The following is a 15,297-nucleotide window of genomic DNA, read 5'->3' as shown; positions in this document are numbered from 1 at the left end:
CGAGACCCCGGAGCCGCCGCGCCCCGCCGTCGCGCTGCCAGCGCGGACGGGAGCGCGAGGACCGCGGCGGGCGGAGACGCGAGATGCCCCGCCGGGGCGGGGCATCTCGTGGCGAAGGGGTCGGCTGATACGCCGGGTTCTGTTCACGCCGCGCCTCTCGGCGGGCGCTGGACGGCCATCTCTCTCGGAGCCACGTCGCCGTGACCCTCCAGCGGTCTACCCGAGGACCCGACGAGCAGCCGCATCGTCCTCTGTCTGACCTTGCTCCGGGCGAGGTTTACCGAGCGGACCGGATCACTCCGGCCCCTGGTGGTCTCTTACACCACCGTTTCACCCTTACCGCCGGCCGGAGCCGACGGCGGTCTGTTCTCTGTGGCACTGTCTCGCGGGTCGCCCCGGGTGGGTGTTGCCCACCGCCCTGCTCTGCGGAGCCCGGACGTTCCTCGGCACCACGGCTCTCGCCGCGGTGACGCGACCGTCTTGCCGGCCCGTTCGCCCGTCCAGTGTACGGCTCAGGCGAGGGTGGACTCCTCGCCGCGCACCAGGATGCAGCCGCTGTCGGGGCAGAGGACGACCTCGTCCGGAGCGGAGGCGCGGATCCAGGAGAGGTCCGACTCGGTGAGGGCCACGCCGCTCCCCTCCGACACCTTCCCGCGGAGGAGGGCCGCACCGACCCCGTAGCGGGCGCGCTGCTTCTCGTACAGCTCGACCAGGTCCTCCGGAAGGGTCGTCACCAGATCGGCGCGGTCCCGGCCGAGCGCCTCCTGCTTGTCGCGGAGCTTCTCGGCCTGCGCGTCGCGCTCCTCGGCGAGGGTCCCGAGCGAGGCGACGACCTCGTCGCGCTCGGCCTGGGCCGCGGCGACCTCGGATTCGATGCCCTCGATCCGCTCCATCAGGGTCAGCTCGATGTCCTCGAGGTCTCCCCGGCGCTTCACGAGGGAGGTGATCTCGCTCTCGAGCGCGGCGATGTCCTTGGCCGCGGACGCGGTCTGCAGGCGGTCGCGATCGCGGGTGAGGCGCTTCTCGACCACGCTGACGTCGGACTCGATGCGCCCGAGCTCGGTGCGCACGTCCTCGAGGCGCCCGGTGCGCTCGGCGAGGGAGCGGCGGGTCTCGTTGTCGCGGGCCTGCATCGCCTGGATCCGCGCGATCTGCGGGAGCGTCGCGAGGGCGTGGCGCAGCTGCGCGCCCCTCGTGTCCAGACTCGCCAGAGTCAGGAGTTCGCGCTGGTGTGCGGGGCTGGCTTTCACGTGGCGGTCCTCGTTCCCGGCGCGCAGTACGGGCGCGCCGCGTCCATTCTCCCGCGCCCGCGGCGGGTCAGTGAACGATCGCGAAATCCCACGGGTCGGTGCGGGTCTCGCTCACCTCGACGGTGACCGTGGGCAGGGCCTCCCGCAGCGCGGTCGCGGCGACGTCGAGCCACAGCCACTCGCTCGCCCAGTGCGAGACGTCGATGAGGGCGGGCCCGGTGCCGTGCAGGGCTCTCTCGCGCGCCTCGGACGCCGGGTGGTGCCGGAGGTCGGCGGTGATGAAGACGTCGCTCGTGCGGACCGCAGGGGCGTCCAGGAGCGAGTCCCCCGCTCCCCCGCAGAGCGACACGCGGCGCACGGGCGTCTCGTAGCCGCCCGCGGCCCGCACTCCCCCTGCGGTGGCCGGCAGGAGCTCGGCCACCGCTCCGGCCAGGCGTCCGAGCGTCACCTCCTCGGGCAGGTCGCCCACCCGGCCGAGCCCGACCGACGCGTCGGCGCCCGGGACGAGCGGAGTCGTGCCGGTCAGGCCCAGGCGGGTGGCGATCACGTCCGAGACCCCGTCGGCCACGATGTCGGCATTCGTGTGGGCCGAGATCAGTGCGCAGCCGCCCCGGATGAGGTCCGCGAGCAGGCGGCCCTTGTAGCCGTCCTCGGCGATCGAGGTGACGCCGCGCAGCAGCAGCGGGTGGTGCGCGATCAGGAGCTGGTATCCGCCGTCGACGGCCTCAGCGACGGTGTCGGAGACCACGTCGACCGTGAGCAGGATCCGCTCGACCGCGGAGTCGGGGTCGCCGGTGACCAGGCCGGGCGCGTCCCAGCTCTCGGCGGCCGCCTCGGGCCAGAGGCGGTCGATGACGGCGTGGACGTCGCGCAGTGTGGGCATGCGTCCAGGGTAGGGCCGCTCAGCGCGGGGGGTCGGTCTCGACGGCGCGGATCGCGGCGTCGGCGTCGGCCGCCGCGTCGAGGTCGGCTCGCAGGTAGTCGACCGACTCGGGCAGTCGGACGGTCGTGCCGCCGTACTGCTCGATCTCGAGCAGGGCCGGTGACTCCGGAGACGGCGAGCACGTGACCGCCGATCCCGCCGGTGGTGTCGACGACGTGCGCGTGCAGGCCGGCGACACTGATCCCCTGGAACGGCTCCGGGCCGACGAAGCCCAGCAGCGTGCCCTCGACGCCGGTCAGCCGGACCTCGTGCTGATCGCGGATCGCGTCCGCAGGCGGCGGTAGGGCTTCGCCTGCGCGATCGGCCGGCGGAGGGTCAGGGCCTCCGCCCGCTCGCGCAGGCGGACGCCGACGAAGACGTTCGGACTGGGCACGAGCGAGCGCACCGCGGCCAGCAGAGCGTCGAGGGAGACGAGGTCCTCGACCGGGAGGACATGGTCGGGCTCGAACCGTGCGGCCTCCGCGAAGGCGAGGACGTCGTCGGGCGCGAGGACGGCCACGGAGCCGTCACCCCGGAAGAGCCGGCGCACGCCGTCGAGGATCACGAGCTTTCCGTCCGTGTGGTCGCCGCAGCCGAGTCCGAGATCGCCGTGCGCATCCCCCTCGCGGCGGTTCACGACTCCGTCGAAGAGCCCGGCGAGCAGCGCGTCCACGATCGAGAACCGGGTGACGAGACCGCGCGGCGCGGAGGGAGTCGGCACGCGGCCGGTCTGCCGGACCGGCGCGATCGGGAGCCGTCGCGGCGCACGGTCGGTGGTCCGTGCTTGCCTGGGGACCATGAACGAGCACCTGCCCTGGGCCGTCGCGGCCGCCCTGCTCCTGGCCCTCCTCATCACTGTCGTCACCGGCCGCCGACGGCGTGCCGCGGCGAGAGCGGCGGCGGAACAGGCCGCGGAGGAGGCCTCGGAGGAGCACCAGCGCACGATCGCCGAGCGCGACCGGAGCCACGAGGTGGCGCTGAAGGCACTGACGCGCAGGCACGAGACTGAGCGCGACCTCGGTCGGACCGAGCTCGAGACGGCGCAGGAGGAGGCCGAGCAGACCCGGGACGCGCTCGCCAGGACCTGGAGGAGCGAGGCCGTCTCGCACACTCTGATCCGGGAGGCGTGCGCCTCGGCGGGATTGTCCGGCGTCCTCGCCACGAACGTCGTCTTCGTACCGGTCGAGGCACGCACGACGCGCCGCTTCCTCGCGCAGATCGACCATCTGCTGCTCACCCGGCACGGCGCGCTCATCATCGAGGCCAAGTACTGGCAGGGGGTCGTCTTCGACGGCGTGCGGCCCGGTACCGTCCACCCCTCCTACGGCGTCCTCGTCGACGAGGACGCCCTGCCCGAGGCCTTCGCTGTTCAGATCGCACCGGGGACGGCGTCGCGGTGGACGGTGCGCACCCATGTCGAGCAGCACGTCCCCGCCCGGCAGGTCCGGATCCAGGCCGCGAGGTTGAAGGAGCACCTCGCCCTGCAGGGTCTGCCGACGCCGTGGTTCGAGACGGCCGTGCTCTACAGCCACCCCGACGTCAGGACGTACGCGCCGGGATGGCAGGGCACGGGAGCGGCGCGGACGAGGATCGTGACGGGACTCGACGAGCTGACGGACGCCCTGGCCGATCTCGCACGACGCCCGGGCACCACCATCGAGGAGGACGCGTGGCGCGAGCTCTCCGGGTTCCTCGCCGGGTGCGGCGGCCATGTCGAGCCGGTCGGACCGATCCGTGCGTGACGAGCCTGTGGACCCGGCGGCCGGACTCGCACGGTCGTGCCTGGCAGGACGGGCAGGACGGGCCTGAGACGAACAGGCCTGGGCCGGACCGGCCCGAGCCGGACCGGCCCGAGCAGGAGAAGACCGAGCCGGACAGGACGGCGACGGATCCTGCAGCGCCCGAAACGACGAAGGTCCGCACTCCCGGAGGAGTGCGGACCTGTTCGGTGGATCCGAGGGGATTCGAACCCCTGACCCCCTGCATGCCATGCAGGTGCGCTACCAGCTGCGCCACGGACCCTTGCGTCGTACTGTCTTGCTCTGCCTCCGCCCGGCGGAAGCAACTCGAATAAACTACAACACGAACCGCATGAAGTGAAATCGAGCGCCGACGCCGGGCGTGTTCGTCAGTTCGAGGACGTCGACGAGTCGACGGCGACCGGCTGCTCGAGGGTGAACGGCACCGTCGGGCAGTCCTTCCAGAGGCGCTCGAGCGAGTAGTACATGCGGTCCTCCTCGTGGAAGACGTGCACGACGAGGTCGCCGAAGTCGAGGAGGATCCAGCGGCCCTCCGCGCGGCCCTCGCGGCGCAGCAGCTTGGCGCCGGAGTCGTTCAGGCGGTCCTCCACCTCGTTCGCGATCGCGACCACGTTGCGCTCGGAGCGGCCGGTGGCGAGGAGGAAGATGTCGACCAGCGGAAGCGGCCCCGAGACGTCGAGGGCGACGAGGTCCTCACCGCCCTTGGAGTCGGCGGCGGTGGCCGCGAGCTGGAGCAGGGCGCGGGCGGAATCGGTCGCAGTCATGAAGCCTTCAGTGTCGGTGGTGGAGATCAGAAGATGTTGAGCACGAAGCCGCCGATGAACAGCGCGATCGCGCCGACCAGCAGGACGGCCGCGGTGATCGCGAGGACCACCGGGACGCTCACGCCGGCGCGCTTCTGGGGCGCGATCATCGAGGTGCCGGCGGCGTGCGTGGAGACGGCGCTGGACGCCCGGACCGGCTCGGACTCGCCGGCGGGCTGCTCGCGGTCGATGCGGTCGACGTAGCGGTCCACATCGGGCGAGTCGTAGAGGTTCGGGTGCTGGCCCGTGGAGCCGAGGCTGCGGGGGAGGTCGAACGAGCCGGTGACGAGGATCTCCCCCGTGTCGGTGCCGACGGTCGCGCCGGGGCCCGTGGTCGGCAGGATCAGCGCGTTGGTGGTGGTGACGGCACCGGTGGCGGCGACTCCGCTCGCGATGAGGGAGTCGAACGAGGCGTCCACCTCCTCCTTCGACTTGCTGTCGAGCTCCTCGGTGATGGCGAGGTGCTCGATCGGCGGCTCGAAGCTCCCGGTGATCTCGGTGGCCTTCTCGTCGGCGATGTCGAGGGATCCGCCCACCGACGCGAAGAGCGCGGTGTTCAGATGCGGCTGCTCGGGCTGCTCGTCGTCCGCGTTCCGCTCGTCGGAGGACGGCGTCTCGTCGTCGGAGGAGGAGCTCTCGATCCCGGCCTCGTGCACCTCGGCCGCATCGGACTCGTCGGCGTCCGTGCTCGCATCGGCGGCGGACTCGTCCGCGTCCTGCTCGGACGCCTCGAGGGCGTCCTCGCTGACGACGTCCTCGTCGCCCTCCGCCTCCTGCTCCGCAGCTTCCTCGGGCGCCGGCTCCGCATCGCGCGACTCGTCGGCCGCCTCGATCACGGGGACGGCCCCGGTCGGCGGGAGCGCCGAGGCGCGCTCGAGGGCGCCCTCGACGTCGTCGGAGCGCTCGTCGTCCGACCGCTCCTCGTCGGCGGGCGGCTCCGCCTCCGGGGCGGCGGCGACCTTCTCCGCCTGCTGCTGCGCCAGCAGTGCGCGCAGCTCCCGACGGGTCAGCTGGCGGCCCGTGGCGTTCTCGGTGGCGACGATCTCCATCGAGGAGGTGCGCAGGTCGGGCTCGCCCGCAGGGCTCGGCTCGACGGGGGTGATCCGCAGGGCCTGGGTGGGGGTCAGCACGGGCATGTCGCCGGCGGTGGTGGCGGTCGCGGTGGCAGCTCGGCGGGACGTCGTCGGAACGGCGGCGGTCGTGGCCGCACCGGCCTCGCGTCTCTCGCGCTCGCGGATCTCGCGCCGGGTGAGCGGCTTCTCCTCGGGCTGAACTGTCATGGCGTGCTCCGATACAGGTGGTGCTTCGAGATGTACTGGACGACACCGTCGGGAACCAGGTACCAGACCGGATGACCCCGGTTGACGCGGCTCCGACAGTCGGTCGAGGAGATCGCCAGTGCCGGAATCTCCAACAAGGATACGTCCTGGGCCGGCAATCCCGAAACGTTGAGGACGTGCCCCGGCCGGCTGACGGCGACGAAGTGGGCCAGCTCCCACAGCTCGTCGTAGTCCTTCCAGCTCAGGATCTGGGCGACGGCGTCCGCTCCGGTGATGAAGAACAGCTCGGCGTCCGGGTGCGCGGCGTGGATGTCGCGCAGGGTGTCGATCGTGTAGGTCGTCCCGATCCGGTCGACGTCCACGCGGCTCACGGTGAACTGCGGATTCGAGGCCGTCGCGATGACCGTCATCAGGTACCGGTGCTCGGCCGAGGTCACGGTCTTCTTGTGCCACGGCTGGCCGGTGGGCACGAAGACGACCTCGTCCAGGTCGAACGACTGGGCCACCTCGGAGGCGGCGACCAGGTGACCGTGGTGGATCGGATCGAAGGTGCCGCCCATCACGCCGATGCGCGGACGCCGCGGGCCTCCGCTCGCGGCGGACGTCACGATCGCTGGGCTCCCCGCCTAGTGTCCGTGACCGTGCTGGTCGTGGGAGCCGGCGCCGGTCTTGTGCGAGTGGCGGTTCGCCACGTCGCGGTAGCTCCAGGTGACGAAGCCGAGGGCCGTGAAGGCGACGGCGGCGATCAGGCCGAAGACGATCGGGGGGAACGGCAGCTCCGTGTGGGCCGCTGCTTCGGCGAGGACGGTCGTCGCGAGGGACATGCAGTGCTCCTTGGAGGTCGTGGTCGCCCCGGCGGGGCTCCGACGAGTCTACCCGGACGCCGCTCGACGCCGGATCGCCGGTCCGGGCGCTAGGCGCGGACCTGTCCCGCTCCGCGCAGCAGCCACTTCGTGCTGGTCAGCTCGGGCAGGCCCATAGGACCCCGAGCGTGCAGCTTCTGCGTCGAGATGCCGACCTCGGCGCCGAACCCGAACTCCCCGCCGTCGGTGAAGCGCGTGGAGGCGTTGACCATCACGACCGCGGAGTCGACCTCGGCGAGGAAGCGCTCGGCGCTCCGGAGGTCGTTCGTCACGATCGACTCGGTGTGGTGGGTGGAGTACCGGTCGATGTGGGCCATCGCGGCGTCGAGGTCGTCGACGACCGCGACGGCGACGTCGAGCGAGTAGTACTCGGCGGACCAGTCCTCGTCGGTGGCGGGCACCGCGTCGGGCCAGAGCGCCGTGACGCGCTCGTCGCCGTGCACGGTCACTCCCGCGGCCGCGAGCCGGCCGAGGACGGGAGGGAGCAGGCGCTCGGCCGCATCGCGGTGGACCAGGAGGGTCTCGAGGGCGTTGCAGGTGCTCGGACGCTGCACCTTGGCGTTGTGGACGATGTCCACGGCCCACTGCTCGTCGGCACTGGCGTCGAGGAAGACGTGGACGACACCGGCGCCCGTCTCGATCACGGGGACCGTCGACTCCGTCACGACCGACTCGATGAGGCCTGCACTCCCCCGCGGCACCAGGACGTCGACGTAGCCGCGCGCTCGCATGAGGGCCTTCGCGCCCTCCCGGCCGTGGTCGTCGACCGTCTGCACCAGCTCGGCGGGAAGGCCGACGGAGGCGACGGCCTCCTGCAGCAGCTCCACCAGGACGCGGTTCGTGTTCTCCGCGGCCGTGCCTCCGCGCAGGATCACGGCGTTCCCGCTCTTGAGGGCGAGCGCCGCGATGTCGATGGTGACGTTGGGCCGTGCCTCGTAGATCGCTCCGACCACGCCGAACGGGACCCGCACCTGGGTGAGGGACGCGCCGTTGGGCAGATTCGATCCCCGCACCGTCTGCCCGACCGGATCCGTGAGCCCGACGACCGCGACGACGGCGTCCGCGAGGGACCCCAGGCGCGCCGCGTCGAGGCGGAGGCGGTCCTGCAGGCCCGCGCTCATCCCGCTCTCGCGACCCCGCTGGAGATCGACCTCGTTCGCCGGGACGACCCGCTCGGCGCTCGAGCGCACCGCGTCGGCGATGGCGAGCAGAGCCCGGTTCTTGAGGTCGGTGGTCGCACTGCGGAGGGAGCGCGACGCGGCACGGGAGGCGGCGAAACGCGCGTTCAGCGCACTGCTGTCGGGGGTCGTCTGCGGCATCCGGCCAGTGTAGAGGCAGACGACCCCGGTGGCGGGAGTCAGCCCTGCTCGCCGACCTCCGTGCCGTCGTCCTCGTCGGCGACCCGCCAGACGCCGCCCTGGCGCTCGCGCTCGAGCTCCGCGCGGGCCTCCGCCTTGGCGTCCATCCGCTCGAAGTAGTCCTCGCGACGCTCGTTGCGGGTCTTGCGCCGGTTGTCCTCGAGGCGGAGGTCCGTTCCACGGGGTGCGGTGATGAGCTCGGCCGTCGAGGTGAGGGTCGGCTCCCAGTCGAAGACGACGCCGTCGCCCGGACCGATGACGACGGTGGAGCCGGCGATCGCCCCTGCCGAGAACAGGCCGTTCTCGACGCCGAGCTTCGCCAGGCGGTCGGCGAGGAAGCCGACTGCCTCGTCGTTCGTGAAGTCGGTCTGCGCGACCCAGCGCACGGGCTTGGTGCCCAGGACCCGGTAGACGTTGCCGTACGAGCCGCCCTCGACCCGGATCTCGAAGTCCTTCTCGTCCACGGCGCGCGGGCGGATGGTGATGCGCTCCACCCGCGGCACGGCGGCGAGCTCGAGGCGGTGCTTCTCGACGATCTCGGCGAGGGCGAAGGTCAGCTGGCGCAGTCCGGAGTGGCTGACCGTCGAGATCTCGAAGACGCGGTAGCCGCGGCCTTCCAGGTCGGCTCGGACGAAGTCCGCCAGCTCCTGGGCCTCGGGCACGTCGACCTTGTTCAGGGCGATCAGCTGCGGCCGCTCGATCAGAGGCACCTGCCCGTCGCCGACGGGGTACGCCGCCAGCTCTCCGAGGATGATGTCGAGGTCGGTCAGCGGGTCGCGGCCGGGCTCGAGCGTGGCGCAGTCGAGCACGTGGACGAGCGCGGTGCAGCGCTCGACGTGGCGGAGGAACTCCAGGCCCAGGCCCTTGCCCTCGCTCGCGCCCTCGATGAGACCGGGGACGTCGGCGACGGTGAACCGCGACTCCCCCGCCTGCACGACGCCGAGGTTGGGCGCGAGGGTCGTGAACGGGTAGTCCGCGATCTTCGGCTTGGCCGCCGAGATCGCGGCGACGAGGCTCGACTTGCCGGCCGAGGGGAACCCGACGAGCGCGACGTCGGCGACGGTCTTCAGCTCGAGGACGACGTCGCCCTCCCAGCCCGGCGTGCCGAGCAGCGCGAAGCCGGGCGCCTTGCGCTTCGTGGTGGCGAGCGAGGCGTTGCCGAGCCCGCCCTGGCCGCCCGGAGCGATGACGAAGCGGAGGCCCGGCTCGTCCATGTCGATCAGCTGGTCGCCGTCGGGCGACTTGACGACCGTGCCGACCGGGACGGGGAGCTCCATGAGCTCGCCGTTCCCGCCCGCGCGGTGGTCGCCCATGCCGGGACCGCCGTTCTCGGAGCTGCGGTGCGGGTGGCGGTGGTAGGCGAGCAGCGTCGTCGTCTGCGGATCGGCGACGAGGACGATGTCGCCCCCGTGCCCGCCGTTGCCGCCGTCGGGGCCGGCGAGCGGCTTGAACTTCTCGCGACGGACGGAGACGCAGCCGTTGCCGCCGTGGCCGGCACGCAGATGCAGCGTGACGTTGTCGACGAAGGTGACCATGGTGTGAATCCGTCCGTGAGTGCGTGCGGCGCCGGGATGCCGGCGCCGGGGGGCTGTGCCCCGGTAAACGCGCAAGGGGCGAGCCGAAGCCCGCCCCTTGCGTCCTGTGCCTGTACGGCCGAGGAGGTCGACCCTACTGGGCGGCCGCCACGATGTTGACGACCTTGCGGCCGCCCTTGCTGCCGAACTCGACAGCGCCCGCCGAGAGGGCGAACAGAGTGTCGTCGCCACCGCGGCCGACGTTCGCGCCGGGGTGGAAGTGCGTGCCGCGCTGGCGGACGATGATCTCGCCCGCGTTCACGACCTGGCCGCCGAAGCGCTTGACGCCGAGACGCTGCGCGTTCGAGTCGCGACCGTTGCGAGTGGAGCTCGCGCCCTTCTTGTGTGCCATTTCTCATCTCCTCGAGACCGGGGGGCCGCAGCCCCGTGCTGTTGCCCTGCAGGGCGATGGCTCGCTCCGCAGGTCAGCTCAATTCCTTTGCAGGACTACTTGATGCCAGTGACCTTGACGCGCGTGAGGTCCTGACGGTGCCCCTGGCGCTTCTTGTAACCGGTCTTGTTCTTGAACTTCTGGATGATGATCTTCGGACCGCGGAGGTCCTCGAGCACCTCGGCGGTGACGGTGACGCCCGCGAGGGTCGCCGCGTCCGAGGTGATCGACTCACCGTCGACGAGCAGCACGGCAGGAAGCTGCACGGTGCCGTTCTCGTCGGCCTTGACACGGTCCATCGTCACGATGGTGCCGACCTCGACCTTCTCCTGCCGACCGCCGGCGCGCACAACTGCGTAAACCACTTCTCGTACCTGTTTCTCGTCTGGACGGAGCGGAGGCCTCGTCCGGGGCTTGTAGGGACGGGGCTGAGCCCCGGTCTTCCGGTTCGTACCCGTCTCCTCACGACACGAGGGAACCGGCACCGCGGCCCGCGCCCCATGAGGGGCGGAGCGACAACGGAAATCTGCGTGAGCACATGGATCGCGCCACACCAACGGTCAAGAGTACGGGATCCGCGCTCCACGGTCAAACGCACACGACCGCGAAGCCGTGTCCGCCCGACCGGCGACCCCGTCACGATAGTCGAGGAGGAGGCGCGTGGACGGACGGCGCGCCGCCTACGATCGGGGAATGGCCATCCTCGTCGACGCCGCGCGCTGGCCGGCGCACGGCCGGCTCTGGGCGCACCTCGTGAGCGACGTCTCGCTCGAGGAGCTCCACGACTTCGCGCGCCGCCTCGGCGTGCCCGAGCGCGGCTTCGACCTGGACCACTACGACGTGCCCGAGGAGCGGATCGACGAGCTGGTCGCGGCGGGCGCGGTCCCCGTCGGCGCGCGGGAGCTGGTCGAGCGGCTGAGACGGAGCGGTCTGCGCGTCCGCGGACGCGACCGGGACGCCGAGAGGGCCCGGCGCCGGCTCTCGCCGGGCACCGGGCCCTCCTGACACCTCGGTCGCGCTACTGGTCGGCGCGGCGCGGCGTCTGCTCGGGGATGACCGCCACTCCGGTGAGCGCCGCCGTCGTGACGCGGCGGCTCTTCGCGCGGCCCTGGCCGGGCTGCTTCGGGGCCGGCAGGGCGTCGAGCACGGAGTCGAGCAGGTGCTCGGCGACCTCGCTGCGGACGCGGCGCGGAGGCGTGACCGGCGCGATCGGGATGTCGAGGATCGGAGCGGCTGCGGCCGGCTCGGCCTCCTTCTCGACCGGGCTCTCGACGGGCGCCGACTCGACGGGTGCCGACTCGGCGGGCGCCGACTCGACGGCCTCCTGGCGCGGCTCGCGGTCGCGGCTGCGACGGCGGCGCTCGCCCCGGGCGGGACGCTCGCCGCGACGGCTCGGCTCGGACGGCTGCTCCTCGGGTGCCGTGTCGGCCTCCTCCGGCGCCTGGGCCTCGACGGTCTCGGCGGCGTCCTCGACGAGCGCGGCCGCCTCCTCCGCCGCCTGGCGCACGGCCTGGGGGTGGATGGTGCTGGCCGCGATCTGCGCGAGCGCGTTCTTCGCGTCGTCCGTGATGGCGTGGGTGCTGACCGGCTTGGCCGCCGGCGCCCCCTGCCCGTTCTGCCCGCCGTTCGAGCGGCCGGAGGCGGCGGGCTGCTGCTCGCCGCCCTTGCCCCGGCGGCGCTGCTCCTGCTGGGGAGCGGCGGTCGAGCGGTGCTTGAGCACGGGGTCGTGGTGGACGATGACGCCGCGCCCGGCGCAGATCTCGCAGTTCTCGCTGAAGGTCTCGAGCAGGCCCAGGCCCAGCTTCTTGCGGGTCATCTGCACGAGGCCGAGCGAGGTGACCTCGGCGACCTGGTGCTTGGTCCGGTCGCGGCTCAGGCACTCGACCAGGCGGCGGAGCACGAGGTCGCGGTTGGACTCGAGCACCATGTCGATGAAGTCGACGACGATGATGCCGCCGATGTCGCGCAGGCGCAGCTGGCGGACGATCTCCTCGGCCGCCTCCAGGTTGTTCTTCGTGACCGTCTCCTCGAGGTTGCCCCCCGAGCCGACGAACTTGCCGGTGTTGACATCGACCACCGTCATCGCCTCGGTGCGGTCGATCACGAGCGAGCCGCCGCTGGGCAGCCAGACCTTGCGCTCCAGCGCCTTCTCGATCTGCTCCGTGATGCGGAACTCGTCGAACGCGTCCTTCTCGCCGGTGTAGACCTCGACGCGCTCGAGCAGGTCGGGGGCGACCTGGCTGAGGTAGAGCTCGATGGTCTCCCGCGCGTCGTCGCCGGCGATGACCATCTTCTCGAAGTCCTCGTTGAAGACGTCGCGGACGATCTTGATCAGCAGGTCCGGCTCGCTGTGCAGGAGAGCGGGAGCCTGCCCGGTCGCGGCCTTCGCGCTGAGAGCCGTCCACTGCGCGGTCAGGCGCTCGACGTCGACGGTCAGCTGCTCCTCCGTGGCGCCCTCGGCCGCGGTGCGGACGATGACGCCCACGTTCTCGGGCAGCACCTCCTTGAGGATCTTCTTCAGGCGCGCGCGCTCGGTGTCCGGGAGCTTGCGCGAGATGCCGTTCATCGAGCCGTTGGGCACGTAGACGAGGTAGCGGCCGGGGAGCGAGATCTGGCTCGTGAGCCGCGCGCCCTTGTGGCCGACGGGGTCCTTCGTGACCTGGACGAGGACCCGGTCGCCGGGCTTGAGCGCGAGCTCGATCCGGCGGGGGCCGCCGGCGTTGTTCGCGGCGTCCCAGTCGACCTCGCCGGAGTAGAGGACGGCGTTGCGGCCGCGTCCGATGTCGACGAAGGCGGCCTCCATGCTCGGCAGGACGTTCTGCACGCGGCCGAGGTACACGTTGCCGATGAGCGACGCCTCCTGCGAGCGGGCGACGTAGTGCTCGGCGAGCACGCCGTCCTCCAGCACGCCGATGCGGATGCTGTCCTCCTTCGAGCGGACGACCATGACGCGGTCGACGGCCTCCCGGCGGGCGAGGAACTCGGACTCGGTGACGACGGTCCGGCGCCGGCCGGCGTCGCGGCCGTCGCGGCGTCGCTGCTTCTTGGCCTCGAGCCGGGTGGAGCCCTTGATGCGCTGCGGCTCGGTGATGAGCTCGGGCTCGCGGGGCTCGCGCGGCTCGCGCGGCTGGCGGACCCGGACGACGGTGTTCTCGGGGTCGTCGGAGCCGGACCTCTCGCTCTCGCCGCTGCGGCGTCGCGAGCGGCGGCGGACGCTGCCCTGCTCCTCGGCCGGGCTCTCGCGCTCCTCCTGGACCCCCAGCGGCGCACCGCGGGGAGGCAGCGGAGCCAGCTCGACGTAGTCGGGCAGGATCGGCGCCTGGAACAGCAGCGACGGGCTCGGCAGCGCGGGCCGTCGCGGCTCCTCCTGCTCGGCGCCCGGAGTCTGCGGGAGGGCGTTGAAGAACACCGCGCCCGTCGACGTCGACGGCTCGGCCGCCTCGGCGGTGCTCCCGGTCTCGGGCAGCTCGGTGCCCTCGGCTCCGGTCCGGTCGGTCTCGTTGCTGTCGATGATCGTCTCCCCTGTCGCTGGCGCGCTCGACTCGGTCCGCCGGGTCGCCCGGCGGCCACCGAAGAGGCGGCTGATCTTCCTGGCCCCGCTGCGGGGCTCGTCGCGGTCCGGATCGGATCCGCTCGTACTGTTGTCTTCCACCATTCCTGGTGCACTCCTCGGCCGGGTCGTCCGCCGCGTCGTCTTCCCGGATGCTTCTCTCGTGCGAGGGGCCTCGGCCCGACGCGAATCCTTCCGCTCCCCCGGTCCCGTCGCGCTCGTGGCGCGGGACTCCGGTTGCAGCTGCACTCTCGGAACTGACTATCCGACACGCGCTCCCCCGCGGTGCGACCTGCGGTCGACTCCCGACGGAGCGGAGATCCGGCGCGTCCATTCGCGGAACGCTGTCGATCTCCTGTGGCCCGGTACTCGCCCGGTAAACCTTCTTCGCGTCGATGCGGGATCCCCCGGACCGACGGCTCCGATTATCGCACGCATTCCCAGAGGCGCCGATCCGGCCCGTGCCATAATCCCCCGGTGTCCAGCGATCCCGGGGTGCGCGACGCCCCCACCCAGCAGCGCCCCGTCCTCTTCGCCGTCCTGCTGATCGTCCTCGGCGTGATCGGCTGGACCGCCGCCTTCGCCCTCACGAACGACAAGTTCGCCGCTCTCGAGAACCCCGATGCGGGCCTCGGCTGCGACTTCAGCCTGCTGGTGCAGTGCAGTGCGAACCTGAACTCGGCGCAGGGGGCCGTCTTCGGCTTCCCGAACCCGCTCATCGGCCTCGCGGCCTGGATCGCGCCGATCGTCGTGGGGCTCGGCCTGCTCGCGGGCGCCCGCTTCGACCGCTGGTTCTGGGCGGCCTTCAACGTCGGATTCCTGCTGGCCCTCGTGTTCGTGGGCTGGCTCATCGCGACGAGCGTCTTCGCCCTCGGGACGCTCTGCCCCTGGTGCATGCTCACCTGGGCCGTCGTCATCCCGGGCTTCTGGCTGGTGACGCTCCGCAACCTCCGCGAGGGCGTCCTCCCCGTTCCCGCCGGGGTGCGCCGCTTCGCCGGCGCCGCCTACGGCTGGGTCCCGTTCATCACGCTGCTCTGCTACCTGCTGATCGCGGTGATCGCGCAGGTGAGGCTGAACGTGCTCGCCTACCTCTGACGGACGTCGTCAGAGGCAGGCGGGCGAGCGGCTCAGGCGAACCAGAGGCCGAGCTCGCGCGCGGCCGACTCCTCGGAGTCGGAGCCGTGCACGAGGTTCTGCTGGACCTTGAGGCCCCAGTCGCGGCCGAGGTCGCCGCGGATGGTGCCGGGAGCGGCCGTGGTCGGGTCGGTGGTGCCGGCGAGGGCGCGGAAGCCCTCGATCACGCGGTCGCCCGCGATGCGCAGGGCGACGATCGGGCCGCTCTCCATGAACTCGACGAGCGGCTCGTAGAAGGGCTTGCCCTCGTGCTCCGCGTAGTGGGCGGCGAGCAGCTCGCGGTCGGCCTCGACGAGCTTCACGTCGACGAGGGAGTAGCCCTTCGCCTCGATGCGGCGGAGGATCTCGCCGGTGAGGTTGCGGGCGACGCCGTCGGGCTTGACGAGGACGAGGGTCTCCTGGGTGGCCATGG

General features: G+C 72.0%; 16 protein-coding genes, 1 tRNA gene, 1 other RNA gene and 1 pseudogene. 3 read left to right on the top strand and 16 right to left on the bottom strand.

Going from position 1 to position 15,297, the window contains the following annotated elements; translation table 11 throughout:
* Positions 1 to 112: 112 nt before the first annotated feature.
* The 5 genes and pseudogenes from rnpB to C5D08_RS04855 form a co-directional block, all read right to left on the bottom strand.
* An RNA gene (gene rnpB, locus C5D08_RS04880) (RNase P RNA component class A) lies at positions 113 to 491 on the bottom strand.
* A gap of 21 nt (positions 492 to 512) precedes the next feature.
* Positions 513 to 1,250 (bottom strand): zinc ribbon domain-containing protein, encoded by a 738-nt coding sequence (locus C5D08_RS04875; protein WP_104276069.1) that lies wholly within the window; start codon positions 1,248 to 1,250, stop codon positions 513 to 515.
* Between the two features lie 67 nt (positions 1,251 to 1,317).
* Positions 1,318 to 2,133, bottom strand: coding sequence for a Nif3-like dinuclear metal center hexameric protein (locus tag C5D08_RS04870; RefSeq protein WP_104276068.1), 816 nt, complete (start codon positions 2,131 to 2,133; stop codon positions 1,318 to 1,320).
* A 19-nt stretch (positions 2,134 to 2,152) separates the two neighbouring features.
* The gene (locus C5D08_RS04865; protein ID WP_104276067.1) at positions 2,153 to 2,371 is read right to left on the bottom strand and encodes a hypothetical protein; all 219 of its coding nucleotides are present in this window, start codon (positions 2,369 to 2,371) and stop codon (positions 2,153 to 2,155) included.
* Positions 2,361 to 2,971 (bottom strand): annotated as a pseudogene (locus tag C5D08_RS04855) (acetolactate decarboxylase); the annotation flags it as partial. The gene C5D08_RS04865 and the pseudogene C5D08_RS04855, both read right to left, overlap by 11 nt.
* On the opposite strand from C5D08_RS04855, the gene C5D08_RS04850 reads away from it, so the two are divergent.
* Positions 2,970 to 3,914, top strand: a complete 945-nt coding sequence (locus tag C5D08_RS04850) for a nuclease-related domain-containing protein (protein ID WP_104276065.1) — start codon at positions 2,970 to 2,972, stop codon at positions 3,912 to 3,914. The pseudogene C5D08_RS04855 and the gene C5D08_RS04850 overlap by 2 nt on opposite strands.
* A 207-nt stretch (positions 3,915 to 4,121) precedes the next feature.
* On the opposite strand, the gene C5D08_RS04845 is transcribed toward C5D08_RS04850, so the two are convergent.
* The 9 genes from C5D08_RS04845 to rplU form a co-directional block, all read right to left on the bottom strand.
* Positions 4,122 to 4,194: transfer RNA gene (locus tag C5D08_RS04845), tRNA-Ala, on the bottom strand.
* Positions 4,195 to 4,300: 106 nt separating this feature from the next.
* The gene (gene rsfS, locus C5D08_RS04840; protein ID WP_104223676.1) at positions 4,301 to 4,696 is read right to left on the bottom strand and encodes a ribosome silencing factor; all 396 of its coding nucleotides are present in this window, start codon (positions 4,694 to 4,696) and stop codon (positions 4,301 to 4,303) included.
* Positions 4,697 to 4,722: 26 nt separating this feature from the next.
* Positions 4,723 to 6,015 (bottom strand): hypothetical protein, encoded by a 1,293-nt coding sequence (locus C5D08_RS04835; protein ID WP_104276064.1) that lies wholly within the window; start codon positions 6,013 to 6,015, stop codon positions 4,723 to 4,725.
* Positions 6,012 to 6,623: a nicotinate-nucleotide adenylyltransferase gene (gene nadD, locus C5D08_RS04830; protein WP_104276063.1), complete on the bottom strand. Its 612-nt coding sequence runs from the start codon at positions 6,621 to 6,623 to the stop codon at positions 6,012 to 6,014. The genes C5D08_RS04835 and nadD overlap by 4 nt, the downstream gene beginning before the upstream one ends.
* 18 nt (positions 6,624 to 6,641) lie before the next feature.
* On the bottom strand, positions 6,642 to 6,839 hold the full coding sequence (locus C5D08_RS04825; protein ID WP_104223679.1) for a hypothetical protein: 198 nt from the start codon (positions 6,837 to 6,839) through the stop codon (positions 6,642 to 6,644).
* An 89-nt stretch (positions 6,840 to 6,928) separates the two neighbouring features.
* Entirely contained in the window at positions 6,929 to 8,197 is a 1,269-nt protein-coding gene (locus C5D08_RS04820; protein ID WP_104276062.1) for a glutamate-5-semialdehyde dehydrogenase, read from the bottom strand.
* 38 nt (positions 8,198 to 8,235) lie between these two features.
* Positions 8,236 to 9,771 carry a GTPase ObgE gene (gene obgE / locus C5D08_RS04815; protein ID WP_104276061.1) on the bottom strand — a complete coding sequence of 512 codons (1,536 nt, stop codon included), beginning with the start codon at positions 9,769 to 9,771 and terminating at the stop codon, positions 8,236 to 8,238.
* A 133-nt stretch (positions 9,772 to 9,904) separates the two neighbouring features.
* Positions 9,905 to 10,162: a 50S ribosomal protein L27 gene (rpmA, locus tag C5D08_RS04810; protein ID WP_068209107.1), complete on the bottom strand. Its 258-nt coding sequence runs from the start codon at positions 10,160 to 10,162 to the stop codon at positions 9,905 to 9,907.
* Positions 10,163 to 10,257: 95 nt separating this feature from the next.
* Entirely contained in the window at positions 10,258 to 10,566 is a 309-nt protein-coding gene (gene rplU / locus C5D08_RS04805; protein WP_104223682.1) for a 50S ribosomal protein L21, read from the bottom strand.
* A gap of 328 nt (positions 10,567 to 10,894) precedes the next feature.
* Here rplU and C5D08_RS04800 point away from each other — a divergent pair, with 328 nt between their 5' ends.
* A complete protein-coding gene (locus tag C5D08_RS04800) occupies positions 10,895 to 11,206 on the top strand; it encodes a DUF4031 domain-containing protein (RefSeq protein WP_104226718.1) in 312 nt (103 codons plus the stop codon).
* A 13-nt stretch (positions 11,207 to 11,219) separates the two neighbouring features.
* On the opposite strand, the gene C5D08_RS04795 is transcribed toward C5D08_RS04800, so the two are convergent.
* Positions 11,220 to 13,856 carry an Rne/Rng family ribonuclease gene (locus C5D08_RS04795; protein ID WP_104276060.1) on the bottom strand — a complete coding sequence of 879 codons (2,637 nt, stop codon included), beginning with the start codon at positions 13,854 to 13,856 and terminating at the stop codon, positions 11,220 to 11,222.
* Between the two features lie 372 nt (positions 13,857 to 14,228).
* Between C5D08_RS04795 and C5D08_RS04790 the strand changes: the two genes are divergently transcribed.
* Positions 14,229 to 14,846 (top strand): vitamin K epoxide reductase family protein, encoded by a 618-nt coding sequence (locus C5D08_RS04790; protein WP_258067316.1) that lies wholly within the window; start codon positions 14,229 to 14,231, stop codon positions 14,844 to 14,846.
* Positions 14,847 to 14,878: 32 nt separating this feature from the next.
* On the opposite strand, the gene ndk is transcribed toward C5D08_RS04790, so the two are convergent.
* Positions 14,879 to 15,295, bottom strand: coding sequence for a nucleoside-diphosphate kinase (gene ndk / locus C5D08_RS04785; RefSeq protein WP_104223686.1), 417 nt, complete (start codon positions 15,293 to 15,295; stop codon positions 14,879 to 14,881).
* Positions 15,296 to 15,297: the final 2 nt, after the last annotated feature.

The organism is Rathayibacter sp. AY1B6 (assembly GCF_002932755.1).
GTDB lineage: Bacteria > Actinomycetota > Actinomycetes > Actinomycetales > Microbacteriaceae > Rathayibacter.
Note: the sequence above shows the minus strand (reverse complement) of the source record. Positions and strands in the feature narration are given on the sequence as shown.

Bases quoted from the DNA above. Each gene is read 5' to 3' on its own strand.
- C5D08_RS04870 (WP_104276068.1), bottom strand. From the start codon at position 2,133: ATGCCCACACTGCGCGACGTCCACGCCGTCATCGACCGCCTCTGGCCC.
- C5D08_RS04850 (WP_104276065.1), top strand. From the start codon at position 2,970: ATGAACGAGCACCTGCCCTGGGCCGTCGCGGCCGCCCTGCTCCTGGCC.
- rsfS (WP_104223676.1), bottom strand. From the start codon at position 4,696: ATGACTGCGACCGATTCCGCCCGCGCCCTGCTCCAGCTCGCGGCCACC.
- C5D08_RS04835 (WP_104276064.1), bottom strand. From the start codon at position 6,015: ATGACAGTTCAGCCCGAGGAGAAGCCGCTCACCCGGCGCGAGATCCGC.
- C5D08_RS04825 (WP_104223679.1), bottom strand. From the start codon at position 6,839: ATGTCCCTCGCGACGACCGTCCTCGCCGAAGCAGCGGCCCACACGGAG.
- C5D08_RS04820 (WP_104276062.1), bottom strand. From the start codon at position 8,197: ATGCCGCAGACGACCCCCGACAGCAGTGCGCTGAACGCGCGTTTCGCC.
- obgE (WP_104276061.1), bottom strand. From the start codon at position 9,771: ATGGTCACCTTCGTCGACAACGTCACGCTGCATCTGCGTGCCGGCCAC.
- rpmA (WP_068209107.1), bottom strand. From the start codon at position 10,162: ATGGCACACAAGAAGGGCGCGAGCTCCACTCGCAACGGTCGCGACTCG.
- C5D08_RS04800 (WP_104226718.1), top strand. From the start codon at position 10,895: ATGGCCATCCTCGTCGACGCCGCGCGCTGGCCGGCGCACGGCCGGCTC.
- C5D08_RS04795 (WP_104276060.1), bottom strand. From the start codon at position 13,856: ATGGTGGAAGACAACAGTACGAGCGGATCCGATCCGGACCGCGACGAG.
- ndk (WP_104223686.1), bottom strand. From the start codon at position 15,295: ATGGCCACCCAGGAGACCCTCGTCCTCGTCAAGCCCGACGGCGTCGCC.